Raw genomic sequence first — 18,565 nt, forward strand, 5'->3', positions numbered from 1 at the left:
CGGCCCGGCACCACCCGCCGGCGGCCGGCCTGTGCCCGCGCCCTCGATCAGGCGGCTGGGGTTCCCCCGCGGATACTCGCCCTAGCACCACTGCCGCCGCCCCGGATCGGCCGTACCGTGAGGGCATGAGCGCACCCGACTCCGAGCTGAAGAAGGAACTCGACGCCACCCTGCAGACGCGCAGGGAGCTGGGGCCCGAGTACGAGGACGAGTTGATCGACTCGTTCCTGGAGAAGGTCGAGCAGCGGCTCGACACCGTGGTCGACAAACGGGTGCGGCGCCAGCTGGCGGAGCAGCAGATGATGGCGGCGCGGGGCACCTCGGCGACGAGACCCCAGCAGACCTCGCCCGTCTACCCCGACGGACTCGGCGCCCGCCTGGGCCTGGCGGTGGCCTCCCTGGTCCTGGCGATCCCGCTCTCGGCGATCGCCGTCGTCAACGCCGGCATGACGGGGCTCCTCACCTGCTGGGCCGGCATCGTCGCCGTCAACGCCCTCCAGGCCAGCCGCACCTGGTTCTCCCGAAGAGACGAGAAGCCCTGAGCGCCGCGCCGAGCCCCCGGCGGACGCGCGACGCCCCTCCCCGGGCGGCCTCCGGGAAGGGGCGGGAGCGGAGGTGGGGACCGGTCCCGGTCCCCACCGGCCGGACGGGCTCACTGGGCGGACGGGCTCACCGGGCGTCGCTGGCGAGGAACGCCAGCAGGTCCTGGCGGCTGACCACCCCGCTGGGCCGCCCCTCCGCCAGGACGACCGCCGCGTCGGCCCCTTCCAGCACGGCCATCAGGTCGGCCACGGGCTCCCCCGAGCCCACGTGCGGCAGCGGTGCGCTCATGTGCTTGTCCAGCGCGTCGTCGAGGGAGGCGCGCTGCGCGAACAGCGCGTCCAGCAGCTCCCGTTCCACCACCGACCCGATGACCTCCGCGGCCATCACATCCGGGTGGCCGGCACCGCGCTTGACGACGGGCATCTGGGAGACGCCGTACTCGCGCAGCACCTCGATGGCCTCCCCCACCGTCTCCTCGGGGTGCATGTGCACCAGGGAGGGCATGGGCCCCTCCTTGAACCGCAGCACATCGCCGACCCGGGCCCCGGCGGTGCCGCTCTCCTCCAGGAACCCGTAGTCGTTCATCCACTCGTCGTTGAAGATCTTGCTGAGGTAGCCGCGTCCGCTGTCCGGCAGCAGCACGACCACCACGTCGTCGGGCCCCAGGCGCCTGGCGACCTCCAGCGCGCCGACGACGGCCATCCCGCAGGAGCCGCCGACCAGCAGCCCCTCCTCCCGGGCCAGGCGCCGGGTCATCCGGAAGGAGTCCTTGTCGGAGACGGCGACGATCTCGTCGGTGATGTTCCGGTCGTACGCGTCGGGCCAGAAGTCCTCACCGACGCCCTCGACCAGGTACGGACGGCCCGAACCGCCCGAGTAGACGGAACCCTCCGGGTCGGCGCCGATGATCCGTACGCGGCCGTCGCTGACCTCCTTCAGATACCGCCCGGTCCCGCTGATGGTGCCGCCGGTGCCGATGCCGGCGACGAAATGGGTGATCCGTCCCTCGGTCTGCTCCCACAGCTCGGGGCCGGTCGTCTCGTAGTGCGAGCGGGGGTTGTCCGGGTTGCTGTACTGGTCGGGTTTCCAGGCGCCGGGGGTCTCCCGGACCAGCCGGTCGGAGACGTTGTAGTAGGAGTCGGGGTGCTCGGGGTCGACGGCGGTCGGGCACACCACGACCTCGGCCCCGTACGCGCGCAGGACGTTGATCTTGTCCATGGAGACCTTGTCGGGGCAGACGAACAGGCAGCGGTAGCCCTTCTGCTGGGCGACGATGGCCAGTCCGACACCCGTGTTGCCGGAGGTGGGCTCGACGATCACCCCGCCGGGCCGCAGCGCGCCGGACGCCTCGGCCGCCTCGATCATGCGCAGCGCGATCCGGTCCTTCACGGAGCCGCCCGGGTTGAAGTACTCGACCTTCGCCAGGACGGTGGCCTCGATGCCCTCCGTCACGCTGTTGAGCTTGATCAGCGGGGTGTTGCCGACAAGCTCGATCATCGACTCGTGATACTGCACCGTGGTCTCCGCGCGTAGTCGTGGTCGTGGGCCGCGGGGTCGCGAGCCCGTGCCGACACCATATTGGGCAACACGTGCACGCCGGGGGCGCGTTGCAGCAAGGTCCGCACGGGGCAACACAGTCATGAGGGGTTCGAGCCCCGCGCGCGACGGAGAGTTCACCACTCCTTGAAAAGGTACGGACCGATGACCACACCAACGCAGCAGCACGACAACGCGGGAGGCGGAAGAGGAGAATGCCGATGTCGAAGGCGTCGAGCGCGAGAGTAGCCCGGCGGATCGCGACCGCGGCCGCCTACGGAGGCGGCGGGATCGGCCTGGTCGGTGGGGCGGCGGTCGGGCTGCTCTTCACCGAGATCCAACTGGCGAAACGTCATATCGGCGGCTCCGGGGACGAGCCGCCCAAGGCCGACGGTCTGTACGGCGGCGCCTTCGGCAGGCTCTACCCGGGGCAGCCCCTGCGACTGGCCTTCCTGGGTGACTCGACCGCCGCGGGACAAGGCGTCCACCGGCCGCGCCAGACGCCCGGCGCCCTGCTGGCCTCCGCGCTGGCGGCCATCGCCGAACGCCCCGTCGAGCTGCGCAACGTCGCGCTGTCCGGGGCCATGTCCGACGACCTGGAACGGCAGATCACCCTGCTGCTCAGCGAGCGGGACCTCGCCGAGGCACCGGACGTGTGCGTGATCATGATCGGCGCCAACGACGTCACCCATCGCATGCCCCCGGCGCGCTCGGTCCGCTACCTGTCGGACGCGGTGGCACGGCTGCGTACCGCCGGCTGCGAGGTGGTGGTCGGCACCTGCCCCGACCTGGGCAGCGTCGAGCCCGTGGGACAGCCGCTGCGCTGGATCGCGCGGCGGCTTTCGCGTCAGCTCGCGGCCGCGCAGACCATCGCCGTCGTCGAGGAGGGCGGCCGCACGGTCTCGCTGGGCGACCTGCTCGGCCCGGAGTTCTCCGCGAACCCGCGCGAGCTGTTCGGCCCCGACAACTACCACCCCTCCGCCGAGGGGTACGCCACCGCCGCGATGGCCGTCCTGCCCACCCTGTGCGCGGCGCTGGGGCTGTGGCCGACGGAGGACGAACGGCCCGACGCCCGGCGCCGCGAGGGCGTGCTCCCCGTCGCCCGCGCCGCGGCGGAGGCCGCCGCCGAGGGCGGCACCGAGGTCGCGGGGATGCGCGGCCCCTGGGCCCTCCTCAAACACCGCCGCCGCCGCAGGCTGCCGCCCCCGGAAGAGATCACCCGCGAACCCCAGCCCGAAGCCGGCCGCCACTGAGACCTGCACCAGGACCTGTCCGATAGGACCCGCACCAGGACCTGTCCGAGGAGGCACTCCCACGATCTGTCCGAGGAGGCCCTCCCGGGACCCGCCCGATGACGCGCGCCCGAGGTCCGGCGCGGGTGTCCTGACCGGCGGCTTGACCGGCGAGGCGGGAAAAGCAAACGCTTAGAAGAGGCCCGCATCACACCGTGCAGGCCGTGACCCGCACCCTACGGGCGGGTAGCTTCCGCTGCGTAGCCGTCCGACCCGCCCACTCCCTGGAGTACCGATGCCCGAAGCAGTGATCGTCTCCGCCACCCGCTCCCCCATCGGCCGCGCCTTCAAGGGCTCCCTCAAGGACGTCCGCCCGGACGATCTGACGGCAGAGATCATCAAGGCCGCCCTGGCCAAGGTGCCGGAGCTGGACCCGGCCGACATCGACGACCTGATGCTGGGCTGCGGCCTCCCGGGCGGTGAGCAGGGGCACAACCTCGGCCGTGTCGTCGCCGTGCAGATGGGCATGGACCACCTGCCGGGCTGCACCATCACCCGGTACTGCTCCTCGTCCCTCCAGACGACCCGCATGGCGCTGCACGCGATCAAGGCCGGCGAAGGGGAGGTGTTCATCTCCGCGGGTGTCGAGGTGGTCTCCCGCTCCGTCAAGGGCACCTCCGACGGAATGCCCGACACCCACAACCCGCTCTTCGCCGACGCCGAGGCGCGTACCGCGGCCCGCGCGGAGAAGGGCGGCGAGGGCTGGACCGACCCGCGGGAGGACGGCCGGCTGCCGGACATCTACATCGCGATGGGCCAGACCGCCGAGAACCTGGCCCGGTACAAGGGCATCTCGCGGCGTGAGATGGACGAGTTCGGTGTGCGGTCCCAGAACCTCGCCGAGAAGGCCCTCGCCGACGGCTTCTGGGAGCGGGAGATCACGCCCGTCACCACGCCTGGGGGCGCCTCCGGGGCCGAAGGCTCCGGGGGAGGCACGGTGGTCAGCAAGGACGACGGCCCGCGTCCCGGCGTCACACTGGAGGGCGTCGAAGGGCTCAAGCCCGTCTTCCGCCCCGACGGCCTGGTCACGGCGGGCAACTGCTGCCCGCTCAACGACGGCGCCGCCGCGCTCGTGATCATGTCCGACACCAAGGCGCGCGAGCTGGGCCTGACCCCGCTGGCCCGTATCGTCTCGACCGGCGTCTCCGCCCTCTCCCCCGAGATCATGGGGTACGGCCCCGTCGAGGCCAGCAAGCAGGCGCTGGCCCGCGCGGGCATGTCAATCGGCGACATCGACCTGGTCGAGATCAACGAGGCGTTCGCGGCCCAGGTGATCCCCTCCTACCAGGACCTCGGCATCGACCTCGACAAGCTGAACGTCAACGGCGGGGCCATCGCCGTGGGTCACCCCTTCGGGATGACCGGTGCCCGCATCACCACCACGCTGCTCAACTCGCTCCAGTGGCACGACAAGCAGTTCGGCCTGGAGACGATGTGCGTGGGCGGCGGCCAGGGCATGGCGATGGTGCTGGAACGCCTCAGCTGAGCCCCCTTCGGGCTCCGCCGGGGGCTCCGTATGCTCCCGGCAGGGCCGCTGCCCCGGCGCGTCCGGGGCAGGGCACCCCGCACCACCGGCTGTGCACGCGCCGATACGTTGGCGAGACCGAAGCGCCCCCAGGATGTGATATACACCCTGGGGGCGCGGCATAAGCGCAGGTCAGAGCGGTATGGCTGCGCGCTGCTCGGTTCGCACCCTGTCCCATTCGCCGGGATTTGCACTACGGTCGGAGAACCTTGGACAACCTTCGCGACAGCGCTGTTGTAGGAAGTCAGGGGAACGACCGGGGGGACGTGTCAGGGGGGTCGAACCGGAACCGGGAGTCATGTCAGTGAGCGCCATATCCCTCATCCTGCTGTGTGCGGCGGCCGTGGCCACCGCGTTGGGCGGTGCGGCACTGCACACGGCACGCGGCCTGCGCCGTCAGCTGACAGCGCTGCGCGCCGAACTGGAGCCGACAACCGCAGCCGCCGGCACGGTCCCGCACGCCCGGACGGCGCCGGGGAGCCAGGAGCACGGCGGGACTGAGAGCGGCGGAACGGAGAGCGGCGAAGCGGAGGAGGGCGCCTTCGAGCGGCAGATCCGCGCCGCTGTCGCCGCCGCGCTGGCGGACGAGCGGGAACGCGAACTGGCGGAGGCGCGCGCCTTCTGGGCCGCGCAGGAAGCCCGCGACGCGGGCCCCGGGTCGGGCGCCCTGCTGGCGGGCCACGGCACGGAGTACGAGGTCGCGCCGAGCGATCTCGACGACGGCTTCCCGCACCTGCCGGACGCCTCCCGGACCGGCACCGCCCTCCCGGACGCCTCCCTCACGGACTACCCCTTCGCGGACACCGCCCTCCCGGACGCCCCCCTCACGGACACCGGTCTCCCGGACTCCGGCCCCACCGGACCCGGTGACGAGACGGCCGGGACGCCGGGCGCCGGCGACCGCGCCGCCGGCCACCGCCCGCCCACGGGTTCCGAGACGGGCGAGCTGTTCATCCCGCGCCAGCCCGGCCCCGAGGACGGCGACGTGGACGTGGAGGTGGACGTCGCCCCGTACCAGGGCGCCGGGAGCGAGCCCGGGACCGGGTCCGGGGAGGAGCCCCCGGACCTGGCGGCGGCGCGCCGCCGCCACCCCTCCCAGCCCGACTACAACCTCAAGGGCGAACCGGTCACCCCCCAGGCGGCGCCCTCGCCCGCGCCGACGGTCACCTATCACGAGCGCACCATCGAACGGCTCGCTCAGCTGGCCGACGCCCGCACCCCGCTGGCCGACGTACGGCCCGGCCCGCTGGGCACGCTGGACCTGTACCTGTTCGAGGACGGTACGACGGTGTGCCTGTCGCCGGGCGACCGCGTCACCAGCGAGGCGCTGGCCGACGCCGTACGCCGCGGCGAACCGCCCGTCCTGATGGGCGGTTCCGGCATCGCCGGCTCCTACACCCTCACCTTCGCCTACCCGGACGGCAGCACGGCCTACCTGCTGGCCGACCGCGTCATCACCCCGCTGTAGCCGCCCGCCCAGCCGCAGCCCCCGCGCACTACGGGCGGGGGGTGCGGCTGGGCGGGAAGACGGGTGCCGTTCCGATCAGGTGGAGCGCCTCCGCGAGGGCGGGCCCGGCCACGGCGGGCGGCGCCTCCTCCAGCGCGGCGGCCAGGTCGTGCCCGGCGACGGCCAGTTGGTCCCCGACGGCGAAGATCCCGGCGTCGGGCAGCTCCCTCCCGCCGGGGCCGCCGCCCTCCGGGAACTCCAGCCGCTGGGCCCGCAGCGCCAACTCCCTCGCGAGAGCCAGCCCCTCGGCTGCGGCTCCCCGCCGCAAGGTGCTCTGCGGCATGGCCCGCAGCCGGTCGGCGAGCCGTTCCACGGCGTCGGTCAGGGGGCGGGTATCCACGGACGGCACGCCCTCACCTTATCCAGTGCGTCGCCCGACCCGGCGATCCCGCACTGTTGCCAACGCCCGAACACTCAGGCAACGTGGCGTCAAGGACTCATTGCAGAAGCGTCCGGAGGCGCCGATGTCCCAAGTCTTCTCCGAAGAGACCCACCGGAACATGCTCTCCCGCATCCCGCAGTGCACCGGTCGTGAAGTCTCCGACTGGCTCCGCATGGTGGACGAAGGCCCCGCCCTGCTCCGCTTCGAGGAGAAGGTGAGCTGGCTCCGCGGCGAGCACAACCTCGCCTACGGGCACGCCAAGGCCATCATCCACGAGCACGACCTGCGCCGCGCCGCACGCCACTTCTAGACCGGGCCCGTGCCGCCTGGACGCAGGGCCCGAAGTCCCAGGCGTCAGGAGAAACAGGACGAAGGACGCGAACCACCAGCAGCGAACAGCGCGGAGGGCCCGGGAGGCAGGCACACCTCCCGGGCCCTCTTCGTCTGCGTCCTCGTCGCTCGATGGCGACGCTCAGCTGGCGCTCAGTTGTCGCCCTGCAGGATGGCGATCAGCCGGAGGAACTCCAGGTAGATCCACACCAGCGTCAGCGTCAGACCGAAGGCGGACAGCCACGCCTCCTCCTTCGGGGCGCCGTAGGCGATGCCGTCCTCGACCTGCTTGAAGTCCAGGGCGAGGAACAACGCGCCGAGCACGACGCCGATGACGCCGAAGAGGATGCCCAGGCCGCCGCTGCGGAAGCCGAGCCCGTCACCGCCGCCGAAGGCGGCGAAGAGCAGGTTGACCGCCATCAGCAGCACGAAGCCGATGGCCGCGGCCATCACGAAGCGGTAGAACCGCTGGGTGACACGGATCACACGGGTCTTGTAGAGCACCAGGACGGCGGTGAAGACCGCCATGGTGCCGAGCACCGCCTGCATGGCGGCGCCGTTCACCCACTGGTTGACGTAGTTGCTCAGGGCGCCGAGGAACAGCCCCTCGAAGGCGGCGTACGCGAGGATCAGCGCGGGCGACGCCTTGCGCTTGAACGTCTGGACGAAGCCCAGCACCATCGCGACGAGGCCGGCGCCGACGGCGAGGCCGAGCGAAAGCCCGGTGAACCAGGCCACGGCGGCGGTGACGACGACGAGGCCGAGGGTCATGCCCGTGCGGGCGACCACGTCGTCCATCGTCATCCGTCCGGCGGACGGGGCCGCCGGGGGCGCGTACGGCTGACCGGCGGTCTGCGTCTGCTGCGCGGCATCGGGCTGCTGCGCGTACGGGTTGGCGGCGTAGGGGTTCGTCGCGTACGGGTTCCCGGCCTGCGGCGGCTGCTGCTGCGCGTTGAAGCCGGCATAGCCGCTGGTGCGGCTGAACCCCCGTCGCGAGAAGACCGGGTTGCTGCTCCTCATCTCACTCCTCCATGGCCACACGGCGCGGCCTCGCAGTCCAGCGTAATGCGTTAGTAAAAACAGCACGCTAGTCCAGAGTCAACAACGAGGAAAAGGCGTTCGTTGTTCCTCGCCCCCGGCCACCCGCGCCTGCCTCACCCGCCCGGGTGAGGCAGGCGGCGCACCGCGGTTCAGGAGCGCAGCACCAGGACGGCCCCCGCGAGCACGGCGCCGAGGACGAGGGCGCCCGCGCCGTGGGCGAGCCGGTGGGGCCGCGGCAGCGGAAGGACCCGGTCGGCCGCCAGCCTGCCGGGGCCGGTGAGGGTGAGCGCGGCGGCCGCCACCAGGAGCAGCAGCTCGTACTCGACGCCTTCGGGGGCGAAGAAGCCGCCGCCCCACTTCACGGCGAGCGCGTTGAGCATCGTGCCGAAGACCGCGGCGCCCGCCAGCGGAGTGAGCAGGCCCAGCGCGAGGCCGAGTCCGCCGAGTGTCTCGCTGAGCCCGGCGACGACGGCCATGGTCGTGTGCGAGGGGTAGCCCGCCGAGGCGAAGAACTGCGCGGTGCCCTCCAGCCCGCCGCCGAACCAGCCGAAGAGCTTCTGCGCGCCGTGCGCCGCCATCGTGAGGCCGACCGCGAGGCGGAGCAGGAGCAGGCCGGCGTCATGACCGGACTGCTCGGCCGGGGCCGCTCCGGGCGAGAGGGGGGCGGCGGGGAGCCGGTCGTCTCGCGGGGCCCCGGGGGCCTGGGCGGTGTGGGGGGACGTCATGAGCGGAGCCTCCTTCTTCGGGCGGCCGGGACGGGCCACCGACGCGAAGTGTTTCGAATTCGAACGAGGATCTCGACCGTAACAAGGAGGTTTGAATTTGAACAACACGTAGAATAGGCCGTATGGCCGAGACCAGGTGGCTCGATGAGCGGGAGATGGCGGCCTGGCAGGGCTTCCTGGAGGCGACCAGCCGGGTCTCCCGTCATCTGGAGCAGCAGCTGAAGGAGGACGCGGGCCTCTCCCACCCGCAGTACGAGATCCTCGTCCGCCTCTCGGGCACGCCCGATGGCGAGGTACGGATGACGGACCTGGCCGAGGGCCTGGTCACCTCCAAGAGCAACCTCACCTACCAGGTGGGCCAGCTGGAGAAGCGCGGCCTGGTGCGGCGGCGCTCCTGCCCCACCGACGTCCGCGGCGTCCTCGCCGCCCTCACGGACGAGGGCCGCGACGTGCTGCGCGCCGCGGCCCCGGGTCACGTGGCGGCCGTCCGCGAAGCCCTGATCGACGTGCTCGAACGCGACGAGATCGACGTCCTCGCCCGCGCGCTGGGCCGCGTCGGCGCGCGGCTGCGCCCGCCGCGTCAGGGCACGGGCAGCGCGGACAGCGGCGGGAGCGGCACCTCCTCCTCGTAGTCGAGGTGGGCCTCCAGCTCCCGCGTCATGCGGGCGAGTTCGGCGCGGAAGCGCTCGGCGCCTGGGACCGCTCCGGAACCGTGCCCGTGGCCCGCGCCGGTGCCGGTTCCGGTGCCCGGCCCCGGTTCGTGACCGCGGGCCGCCAGACAGGACAGCAGGTCCTCCAGCTCCCCGCGGATACGGTCCACCGTGCGGTGCTCGTCGCGCAGCCGGGCGAGCGCGGGTGCGAGGCCGGGGTACTTCTCGGCCAGCGCCGGGAAGGCCCCCTGGTCCTCCGAGGTGTGGTGCGTGTGCAGTCCCTCGCAGAAGGCGAGGCAGTGCTGGCGCAGTTGGAGCCCCAGCGGCGGCGGGGCGTGCGGTGCGGTCCGCCGCGCAGCGAAGTACGCCTCCGCCTCGTCGGCCACGTGCCGCAGCTGGTCGCGCAGCCAGGCGTGGATCTCCAGCAGCTTGTCCACGAGGCCGGTGAACGGCGCCTCCGGCACGAGCCGCTCCAGCCGTACGACGGGCAGCGGCCGCTCGACCCGCGCCTGGTAGTCCGCGTATCCGGGTGCGTGCCGTACGACGTGTGCGAACAGCCGCGCGCGTTCGGCGCCCCCGGTGGGCACGGCGACAGCCCCGTACGCCTCCGCCCCCACCTCGACGCGGACGGCGGGGTGGGCGAGCAGGTTGTGGTACCAGGCCGGGTTGCGCGGCGCGCCACCGGCGGAGGCGACGACGAGGAGGCCGCCGTCCTCGTCGCGGACGTAGCCGAGCGGGCAGGTCTGCTCCTGGCCGGTCCGCGCCCCCCGCGTGGTCAGCAGCAGCAGATCACCACCCTCGAACGGCCCGCCGACACGGCCGGCGTTGGCGCGGAACTCCTCGACGACGGCGCGGTTGAAAGCGCTGACGCGGGGCGGTGCGGGCGGAAAGGGAGAAGGGCTCAGGAAAACAGCTCCATGGGGAGTGGCGGCCCCTGCGCGCACACGGGTGCCTTCCGGCTCATGGATGCCTTCCGGGCGCACGGGTGCCCCTGTTCGCACGGGGCCGCCTCGGCGGGCGGCCCGGACGCGGGCGGGTGGGGCCTGGGACAGGGTGGGAAGAACCGGCTGGGCCGGTGAGGAGTCAGGTTCGGCCCCTGGCGGGCAGCGAGCGCGCCGGGACGGCCGGGTGGAACGCCGGCCGCCGGCGGATCAGAAGATCACGTGTCAGACGAGCCCGGCGGTGTGTGTACGCACGATGCACTCCTCACGTCAGGTGCCTCCATGCCACTGCCGTACGCACAGCAGCGTCACGCGGCACGGCTGCCCATTCGACCCGCCCTCCCGCCTGCGTTTCAAGAGCCGTCCGCGACCGGTTCTCAGGGCCGTCCTCGGGCCCGCCGCGGTGTTCTCGCCGGGCGGCGCGGTGTTCGCCCCCATGGCCGCCGTCCTCGGCCTCGTCGCCCTGCCGGCTCTCGCTCTCCTCCTCCCCCTCCCGGGACCGGCCCGGGTCCGCGCGGGAGGACGGCGGAAGGGGGCGCCGCGCACTGCCGTCCCACCGTCCCGGCGGTCAGCTCCCGGCGCGCAGTACGGTGCCCAGTCGCCGCAGGCCCTCCCGGATCTCGTCCGGGGTGTGGGTGGTGAACGACAGCCGGAGGGTGGCCGGGTCGGGGGAGCCGGCGAAGAACGGCGCTCCGGGGACGTAGGCGACGTCATGGGTGACGGCCTCGCGCAGCAGTGCCGTCGCGTCGTGCCCCTCCGGCAGCCGTGCCCACACGAACATGCCGCCCTCCGGACGGTTCCATGTGCTGCCGGGCGGGAGGGCGGCGGACAGTCCGTCCACCAGGGCGTCGCGGCGCTGCCGGTAGGAGGCGCGGACGCGGTCCAGGTGCGCGTCGAGGTCGTGCTCCGTCAGGTAGCGGGCCGCCGCCGCCTGGTCGACGGTGGAGCAGTGCAGGTCGAACGACTGCTTGGCGATGACACAGGCGCGGCGCAGCGCGCCGGGCGCCCGCAGCCAGCCGAGTCGCATCCCGGGCGACATCACCTTGGAGAAGCTGCCCATCAGCACCGTGCGGTCGGCCGCCTCGGGCAGCGACGCGAGCCGGGGCACCGGCTCGCCCTCGAACCGCAGTTCGCCGTACGGGTCGTCCTCGACCAGCCACAGCCCGTGCCGCGCGGCGACCTCGGCGACGGCCTGCCGCCGGGCCAGGGGGAGGGTGCGGCCCGTGGGGTTCTGGAAGGTGGGCACCAGGTAGAGCAGCTTGGGCCGCTCCCGCTCCACCGCCTCGGCCAGCGCCCCGGGGTCGATCCCCTCGTCGTCCGAGCTGACGGGCACGACGCGCGCGCCCGCGAAGCCGAAGCACTGCAGCGCGGCCAGATAGGTGGGGTTCTCCACCAGCACGGTGTCGCCCGGCTCCAGCAGGGCGGTGGCCAGGAGGGTGAGGGCCTGCTGGGAGCCGGTGGTCACCAGCAGGTCGGCGGGGCCGGTCGGCAGGCCGGTGCCCGTGAGCCGGTCGGCGACCGCCGCCCGCAGCGCCGGGTCACCCTCGGTGGTGGAGTACTGGAGCACGCGCTGCGGCTCCTCGGCGAGCACCCGGTCGAAGGCGGCCCGTACGCCCTCCGTGTCGAACAGTTCCGGCGCGGGGAGTCCTCCGGCGAAGGAGATCACCTCGGGGCGCTCCGTGAGCGCCAGGATCTCGCGTACGGGCGAGGCTCCGACCGAGGCGGCGCGGGCGGCGAGCGGGGGCGCGGGAGCTGCGGCGGGGGCGGGGCCCGCGAGGGTGCTGGATGTCATTCCCGCAGCTTAGGAACCCTGTGCGAACCTGCCCACTGGTATCCGGTATGTGGTCGTCCGGGCGTCCGGACGGGGTCAGAGCGCGTGGCCGCCGGCGACCTGGAGGACCTGTCCGGTGATCCAGCGCGCCTGGCCGGAGGCCAGGAACACGACCGCGTCCGCGATCTCCTCGGGGGTCCCGACCCGGCGCGGCGGAACCCCGGGCACGACCGCTGCTCGACCGGTTCCCGCGGCATCCAGCCGGTCTGCACGGACCCGGGCACCACGGCGTTGACGCGGATGCCGCGCGGCCCCAGGTCGAGCGCGGCGGCCCGGGTGACGGCCTCCAGCGCCGCCTTGGAGGTGCCGTAGGCGACCTGGCCGGGAAAGGCGCGGGCCGCGTCCGTGGAGACGTTGACGACGGCGGCGGGGCGTCCGCGCCGGGCGAGTTCGGCGGTCAGTACGGCGGGCGCGAACGTGTTGACCCGGTAGGTGCGCTCCATCGCCTGATACGTCAGCGCGTCGGCGGTGTCCGGGAGTTCGCAGTGCGCCGCGTTGTTCACGAGGACGTCGACGGGTCCGAGGCGGGCGGTGACGGCCTCCAGCAGGCACTCGGCCGCGTCCGGCGCGGCCAGGTCGGCGGGGAGGGGCACGGCCTGTGCGGCGCCGTCCTCGCGCAGCCGGGCGAGGACCGCCTCGGCCTGTGCGCGGGTCGGCGCCGTGTGCGCGTACGTCACGTCCCGGGGGTTCGGGCCGCCCGGATACCAGTGCGCCGCCACCCGCGCGCCCAGCCGCGCGAACGCACGGGCCGTCGCCTCACCGATGCCGCCCACCGCGCCGGTGACCAGCACCGTGCGGCCGGAGAGTCCGGGATCGGTCACCGTGCCGCCCTCGCACCGCCCGGGGCCGCGCCTCAACCGGCTTTCGCCCCCGCCCGCCCCGGGGCGCGGACGCCGCCCGTGTCACCCGGCCTCGGCCGCCGTCCGCGCCTGGACGAGCCAGATGTGGCCGTCCGGGTCGGTGAAGGCTCCGGCGTAGCCCCACGGGCGCCGGGCGGGCGCGGAGACGGTGCCGGCACCGGCGCGCACGGCGCGGGCCACCAGTGCGTCGACGTCGCTCTCGTCGGCTACGGGCACGGCGAGGACGCACTCGCTGCTCCCGGGTTCGGCGACGGTGTGGTCGCCGATGACCCATCCGAAACCACCGGTGGGGATGAGCATGAGCCGCATTCCGTCGTTGACGACGAACCGCAGCGGCTCGGGCACCCCGTCCTCGGCGAGCTTGCCGACGGCCTCCAGCCCCAGTCCGTCCCGGTAGAACGTATAAGCCCTCATGCGGTCTGCGACGGGCAGGCTGACGGTGACGGTCGCGAGTGCCATGGCGGATCCCTCCTCGGGGTGGACGTCTCCCGCCTCTCGGGGCGGGCCTCCCGGCGCGGACGCGGGCGGGAGGGAGCACGGGAGAGGGACTCTCCCCGCCGCGCGGACTCATCGCGCGGAGGCGCGCGCCGCACCGGGCCCGCGAATCGCCGGTTGGGATCACGCCGAACGGGTACCTGCGGGCCGATATTGGGCCTGGAGCGAATTCGCGAGAAAGGGAGGCCCGCCAGATGACGGCCGAGATGTCCGAAGGGGAGATGGAAGTCTCCGTGGAGCTCAGCGACTGCGCCTGCGAGGACGCCGAAGCGGTCTTCAGGGTGCTGAGCGGGTTGTTTCCCTCGGACTGGGGGGAGCTGCGCCCGGAGGGACGCAAGGCGAACGTATGGCTGTCCCGGTTCGATGTGACCCGCGAGGCGGCGCAGCCGGACGTGGTGCCGCTCGGCTCCCGGGTGACGGCCGAGCTGCAGGGCTCCCCGTACGCGGTCGAGAGGCTGCACCGCACGCTGCTGGAGGCCTTCGGCGTGGTGGAGGTGCTGGAGGTGGCCGGCGACCAGGAGAAGCAGCTGCGGCTCCGCCTGGAGAGCCGCTGAACCCCTCCGGGAGCCGGTGGACTCCTCGGGAACCACCGAGCCCGTCGGGGAGCCGCGTCCGCCCGGCGGCGCGGGGGCACGGCCGGTTCCGGCCGTATCCCCGCGCGGCGCCGCTGATTTCGCGCCAACCTGGCAGCGGCTGCCGGGGGGCGCGGTACTGCGGGGAGGCGTCCCCGAAGAGGGTGACCCCGGTACGGGTCGCGGGCCCGCCGGGGCGGGAGCGGAAGAGGGCGGGACGCAGGCGCCCGGCCTGCGTCGGTTGGTGCCCGGAGCCGGACTTGAACCGGCACGGCCCCTAGGGCCAACGAGGTTTAAGCTCGTCGTGTCTGCATTCCACCATCCGGGCACCGGTCTGCTGGAGCGCTCCGTGCACCGCTGGGCGCACACGGCCCTCCCCAGGACGCGGGACGAGCCTATCCAGGGTCGTCCCCCGAACAGCGGATCGACAGACCGATGTTGTCTTATTTTATTGGCAACTGACGGGGCATCAGCGTCACATGCACCACTTCGCAGCGCTCTTCCGCGTCCGTCCGGCTCGCCAGAAATGACGGAAAGTCGCCGCTCGATCACCCGGATGTACGTCGCTTCCTGACCATCGGCATATGCCAACGGCCTCTTCGGCTCGTTTCGCACGGCACCGCACGCCTCCAAACGAGTCCGTTCCGCTCCCGGCCGTCTCAGGGTCCGCCGTCATACCCAAGGATGACGGAGGGGCCGGGAGCTACCTCCGAAGGCTCCCCCGAAAACCGGAGCCCGGACGGATCCGGGGGCGCGGGCGGGACGGAACGATGGTGAGCACTTGGAAACCTCCGCTCTTCCCAACCGAGATCCCGACAGGAGCACCGCGCCGTGACGACCAGCACCCGTCCGCACCACTTTGCGGGTGGCCCGTACCCCGGAGCCCCCGAAGCCCACCCGAACACCGGCGTCGCCGCGGCGCGGGCCACGGACCTGTGCAAGGTCTACGGCCAGGGCGAGACCCAGGTGGTCGCCCTCGACCGGATATCGGTCGAGTTCCGGCAGGCCGAGTTCACCGCCATCATGGGCCCCTCCGGCTCCGGCAAGTCCACGCTGATGCACTGCATGGCGGGGCTCGACTCGATCACCAGCGGCAGCGCCCGCATCGGCGACACGGAGCTGACCGGGCTGAAGGACAAGAAGCTGACCCAGCTGCGGCGCGACCGCGTCGGGTTCATCTTCCAGGCGTTCAACCTGCTGCCCACGCTCACCGCGCTGGAGAACATCACGCTGCCGATGGACATCGCCGGCCGCAAGCCCGACAAGGCGTGGCTGGACCGCGTCATCGGGACCGTCGGCCTGGCCGACCGGCTCAAGCACCGGCCCAACCAGCTCTCCGGCGGGCAGCAGCAGCGCGTGGCCGTCGCCCGCGCCCTCGCCTCCAAGCCGGAGATCATCTTCGGGGACGAGCCGACCGGCAACCTCGACTCGCGGGCGGGCGCCGAGGTGCTCGGCTTCCTGCGCAACTCGGTGCGGGAGCTGGGCCAGACCGTCGTCATGGTCACCCACGACCCGGTGGCCGCGGCCTACGCCGACCGTGTCGTCTTCCTCGCCGACGGGCGCATCGTCGACGACATGCGGGGGCCGACCGCCGACAGCGTGCTGGAGCGGATGAAGTCCTTCGACGCCAGGGCCCGCACGAGCTGAGCCGCGGCCGACGCCCCGGCCGACCCCCCAAGGACCTCTCCCAGAAGGACGCTTCAGGACCTCCCCATGCTCCGTACAGCCTTGCGCAACGTCTTCGCGCACAAGGCCCGGCTGCTGATGACGATGCTCGCCGTACTGCTCGGCGTGGCCTTCGTCTCCGGCACCCTGGTCTTCACCTCCACCATTTCCGAGGCCTTCCACAAGAGCTCCGAGAAGGGCTACGCGGATGTCGACGTCTCCATACGCCAGGAGAACGGCGACGCCCCCCAGGGCCGCAGCACCGTCTCGCCGCTGAGCCAGCGCACCCTGGAGAAGGCCGGCCGGCTGCCCGGCGTCGCCTCCGCGACCGGTGTCGTCTCCGGCTTCGCCGCGCTCTCCGACAAGGACGGCAAGCTCGTCGGTGACGGCTTCTCCACCCAGGGCGCCAACTACTACGCGGGCGGCGACGGCAAGGGCACCGACCCGCGGTACCCGATGAAGGACGGCACGGCGCCCCGCGCCCAGGGCCAGATCGCGCTGGACGCCAAGACCGCCGAGCGCACCGGCTACCAGGTCGGGGACACCGTGCGCATGTCGGTGAACGGCCCCGTGCGCACGGAGAAGGTCACCGGCGTCTTCACCACCGACGACGGCAGCGTCGCCGCGGGCGGCACGCTGGTCCTCTTCGACAACGCCACGGCGCAGCGGCTGTTCGCCAAGCCCGGCGAGTACACCGAGATCTCCCTCAAGGCGGACCCCGGCGTCTCCCAGGCCGCGCTCAAGGAGCGGGCCGAGAAGATCCTGCCCGCCGACGCCGAGGCCGTCACCGGCAAGAAGCTCGCCGACGACGAGTCGAAGGCCATCGAGAGCAGCATGTCCGGCATGAAGACCAGTCTGCTGGCCTTCGCGGGGATCGCGCTGTTCGTCGGCATCTTCATCATCGCCAACACCTTCACCATGCTGGTCGCCCAGCGCACCAAGGAGCTGGCGCTGCTGCGCGCGGTGGGTGCCAGCCGCCGCCAGGTGACCCGCTCGGTGCTGATCGAGGCGCTGGTCGTGGGCGCGGTCGCGGGCCTGGCCGGCATGGCGGCGGGCGTCGGCATCGCCGCGGGGCTGCGCGCCGTGATCGGCAACATGGGCGCCATGCCCGACGGTCCGCTGGTCATCGAGCCGAGCACGACCCTCGTCGCGCTCCTCGTCGGCATTGTCGTCACCGTCCTGGCGGCCTGGCTGCCGGCCCGGCGTGCCGCCAAGATCCCGCCGGTCGCCGCGATGGGCGCCCTGCACGCCCCGGCCTCGACGCGCTCCCTGGTCGTGCGCAACACCATCGGCGCGCTGCTGTCCGCCGCGGGTGCGGCGCTGGTGCTGGTGGCGACGAAGATGGACGAGGGCGGCAAGGGGCCCATGGGACTGGGCGCGGCGCTGCTTCTGATCGGCGTGTTCGTGCTGACGCCGCTGCTGTCCCGTCCGCTGATCGCGGCGGCGGCGCCGGTGCTGCGGATGTTCCACATCAGCGGCAAGCTGGCCCGCCAGAACGCGGTCCGCAACCCGCGCCGCACGGCGGCCACCGCCTCCGCGCTGATGGTCGGTCTGACGCTGATCACGGGTCTGACGGTCATCGCGGGCGGTGTGCAGAAGGGCATCGACAAGATGGCGTCGGACTCGCTGAAGGCGGACTACACCGTCTCCATGGCGAACTTCACGCCGCTCTCCCCCGCGGTGGAGAAGAAGCTGGCCCAGTCCGACGAGATCACCGCGACCTCCCCGCTGCGCAACGCGCAGGCCCGCATCGGCGGCAACACCGAGTACCTGACCGGTGTCAACGGCTCGACCATCGGCAAGCTGACCTCGCTCGACTTCACGGCGGGCGGCTGGTCCGGCCTCGGCAGCGGGCAGAAGATCGTCGTGGACGACACCACCGCCAAGAACAAGGGGTGGAAGGTCGGCTCCCGCCTCCAGGTGACGTACGAGGACGGCGCGAAGGGGCAGTTGACCGTCGGCGGGCTCTACAAGGGCAACGAGATGATCAAGGGCATCCTCGTCGACAGCAAGGCCGTCACCCCGCACATGTCCCAGGTCGCCGACATGCAGGTGCTCGCCAAGACGAAGGACGGGGCGACCGGCGCGGTCAAGGACTCCCTCGAAAAGCAGCTCGGTGACAACCCGGCGATCAAGGTCCAGGACAAGAAGGACATCTCCGAGGGCGTCGCGCAGACGATCAACATCCTGCTGAACATGCTCTACGGGCTGCTCGCGATGGCCGTCATCGTCGCCGTCCTCGGCGTGATCAACACGCTCGCCATGTCGGTCTTCGAACGCGGCCAGGAGATCGGGATGCTGCGCGCCATCGGGCTCGACCGGCGCGGCATCAAGCGGATGGTGCGGCTGGAGTCGCTGGTCATCTCGCTCTTCGGCGGGGTGCTCGGCATCGGCCTCGGCGTCTTCTTCGGCTGGGCCGCCGGAGAGCTGATCACCGGCGCCGGGCTGGACACCTACAGCCTGGTGCTCCCCTGGGGCCGGATGGCCCTCTTCCTCGCCCTCGCCGCCCTGGTGGGTGTGCTGGCCGCGCTGTGGCCCGCACGGCGGGCGGCCAGGCTCAACATGCTCGCCGCGATCAAGGCGGAGTGACCCGCGCGGGGCAGTCACCCGCTCCGTACGGCGACCGCTGGAGAAAGCCGTCTTCCCCGTCCCGGCCAGGGACGGGGAAGA

Annotated in this window: 17 protein-coding genes, 1 tRNA gene and 1 pseudogene; 9 read left to right on the plus strand and 10 right to left on the minus strand. The window is 72.6% G+C overall.

The window, feature by feature from the left end:
• The first annotated feature begins 125 nt into the window (after positions 1-125).
• Positions 126-542, plus strand: coding sequence for a hypothetical protein (locus tag FM076_RS13130; RefSeq protein WP_173870514.1), 417 nt, complete (start codon positions 126-128; stop codon positions 540-542).
• A 127-nt stretch (positions 543-669) separates the two neighbouring features.
• On the opposite strand, the gene FM076_RS13135 is transcribed toward FM076_RS13130, so the two are convergent.
• Complete coding sequence (locus tag FM076_RS13135; RefSeq protein ID WP_173870516.1) at positions 670-2,058, minus strand: cystathionine beta-synthase; 1,389 nt, start codon at positions 2,056-2,058, stop codon at positions 670-672.
• 236 nt (positions 2,059-2,294) lie between these two features.
• Here FM076_RS13135 and FM076_RS13140 point away from each other — a divergent pair, with 236 nt between their 5' ends.
• The 3 genes from FM076_RS13140 (at position 2,295) to FM076_RS13150 (ending at position 6,364) form a co-directional block, all read left to right on the plus strand.
• Positions 2,295-3,332 carry an SGNH/GDSL hydrolase family protein gene (locus FM076_RS13140; protein WP_173870518.1) on the plus strand — a complete coding sequence of 346 codons (1,038 nt, stop codon included), beginning with the start codon at positions 2,295-2,297 and terminating at the stop codon, positions 3,330-3,332.
• Between the two features lie 274 nt (positions 3,333-3,606).
• A complete protein-coding gene (locus FM076_RS13145) occupies positions 3,607-4,857 on the plus strand; it encodes an acetyl-CoA C-acetyltransferase (protein ID WP_173870520.1) in 1,251 nt (416 codons plus the stop codon).
• Between the two features lie 337 nt (positions 4,858-5,194).
• Positions 5,195-6,364, plus strand: coding sequence for a hypothetical protein (locus FM076_RS13150; RefSeq protein WP_180217765.1), 1,170 nt, complete (start codon positions 5,195-5,197; stop codon positions 6,362-6,364).
• Positions 6,365-6,392: 28 nt separating this feature from the next.
• Here the strand turns inward: FM076_RS13150 and FM076_RS13155 are convergent, their stop codons facing one another.
• Positions 6,393-6,686, minus strand: coding sequence for a hypothetical protein (locus tag FM076_RS13155; RefSeq protein ID WP_173874712.1), 294 nt, complete (start codon positions 6,684-6,686; stop codon positions 6,393-6,395).
• A 181-nt stretch (positions 6,687-6,867) separates the two neighbouring features.
• Here FM076_RS13155 and FM076_RS13160 point away from each other — a divergent pair, with 181 nt between their 5' ends.
• Positions 6,868-7,095, plus strand: coding sequence for a DUF4287 domain-containing protein (locus FM076_RS13160; RefSeq protein ID WP_173870524.1), 228 nt, complete (start codon positions 6,868-6,870; stop codon positions 7,093-7,095).
• Positions 7,096-7,268: 173 nt separating this feature from the next.
• Here the strand turns inward: FM076_RS13160 and FM076_RS13165 are convergent, their stop codons facing one another.
• Positions 7,269-8,135 (minus strand): Bax inhibitor-1/YccA family protein, encoded by an 867-nt coding sequence (locus FM076_RS13165; protein ID WP_173870526.1) that lies wholly within the window; start codon positions 8,133-8,135, stop codon positions 7,269-7,271.
• 170 nt (positions 8,136-8,305) lie between these two features.
• Positions 8,306-8,881 carry a DoxX family protein gene (locus FM076_RS13170; RefSeq protein ID WP_173870528.1) on the minus strand — a complete coding sequence of 192 codons (576 nt, stop codon included), beginning with the start codon at positions 8,879-8,881 and terminating at the stop codon, positions 8,306-8,308.
• Between the two features lie 122 nt (positions 8,882-9,003).
• Here FM076_RS13170 and FM076_RS13175 point away from each other — a divergent pair, with 122 nt between their 5' ends.
• Positions 9,004-9,513, plus strand: a complete 510-nt coding sequence (locus FM076_RS13175; protein ID WP_173870530.1) for a MarR family winged helix-turn-helix transcriptional regulator — start codon at positions 9,004-9,006, stop codon at positions 9,511-9,513.
• Here FM076_RS13175 and FM076_RS13180 read toward each other — a convergent pair.
• From FM076_RS13180 to FM076_RS13195, 5 genes and pseudogenes are all read right to left on the minus strand, one after another.
• Positions 9,462-10,436: a nitroreductase/quinone reductase family protein gene (locus FM076_RS13180; protein ID WP_173874713.1), complete on the minus strand. Its 975-nt coding sequence runs from the start codon at positions 10,434-10,436 to the stop codon at positions 9,462-9,464. The genes FM076_RS13175 and FM076_RS13180 overlap by 52 nt on opposite strands.
• 604 nt (positions 10,437-11,040) lie before the next feature.
• Positions 11,041-12,264, minus strand: coding sequence for a PLP-dependent aminotransferase family protein (locus FM076_RS13185; protein ID WP_173870531.1), 1,224 nt, complete (start codon positions 12,262-12,264; stop codon positions 11,041-11,043).
• 75 nt (positions 12,265-12,339) lie between these two features.
• On the minus strand, positions 12,340-12,471 hold the full coding sequence (locus FM076_RS34625) for an SDR family oxidoreductase (protein ID WP_345945416.1): 132 nt from the start codon (positions 12,469-12,471) through the stop codon (positions 12,340-12,342).
• Between the two features lie 89 nt (positions 12,472-12,560).
• Positions 12,561-13,124, minus strand: a pseudogene (locus FM076_RS13190) (SDR family NAD(P)-dependent oxidoreductase); the annotation flags it as partial.
• Positions 13,125-13,205: 81 nt separating this feature from the next.
• Positions 13,206-13,622 (minus strand): VOC family protein, encoded by a 417-nt coding sequence (locus tag FM076_RS13195; RefSeq protein ID WP_173870534.1) that lies wholly within the window; start codon positions 13,620-13,622, stop codon positions 13,206-13,208.
• Positions 13,623-13,852: 230 nt separating this feature from the next.
• On the opposite strand from FM076_RS13195, the gene FM076_RS13200 reads away from it, so the two are divergent.
• Positions 13,853-14,212 carry a hypothetical protein gene (locus FM076_RS13200; protein WP_173870536.1) on the plus strand — a complete coding sequence of 120 codons (360 nt, stop codon included), beginning with the start codon at positions 13,853-13,855 and terminating at the stop codon, positions 14,210-14,212.
• A gap of 260 nt (positions 14,213-14,472) precedes the next feature.
• Here the strand turns inward: FM076_RS13200 and FM076_RS13205 are convergent.
• A tRNA-Leu gene (locus FM076_RS13205) sits at positions 14,473-14,558 on the minus strand.
• Between the two features lie 605 nt (positions 14,559-15,163).
• On the opposite strand from FM076_RS13205, the gene FM076_RS13210 reads away from it, so the two are divergent.
• Positions 15,164-15,877, plus strand: a complete 714-nt coding sequence (locus FM076_RS13210; RefSeq protein WP_173874714.1) for an ABC transporter ATP-binding protein — start codon at positions 15,164-15,166, stop codon at positions 15,875-15,877.
• A gap of 66 nt (positions 15,878-15,943) precedes the next feature.
• The gene (locus FM076_RS13215; protein ID WP_173870537.1) at positions 15,944-18,484 is read left to right on the plus strand and encodes an ABC transporter permease; all 2,541 of its coding nucleotides are present in this window, start codon (positions 15,944-15,946) and stop codon (positions 18,482-18,484) included.
• The last annotated feature ends 81 nt before the right edge of the window (positions 18,485-18,565 follow it).

Source organism: Streptomyces albus subsp. chlorinus (genome assembly GCF_013302895.1).
GTDB classification, from domain to species: Bacteria; Actinomycetota; Actinomycetes; order Streptomycetales; family Streptomycetaceae; genus Streptomyces; species Streptomyces chlorinus.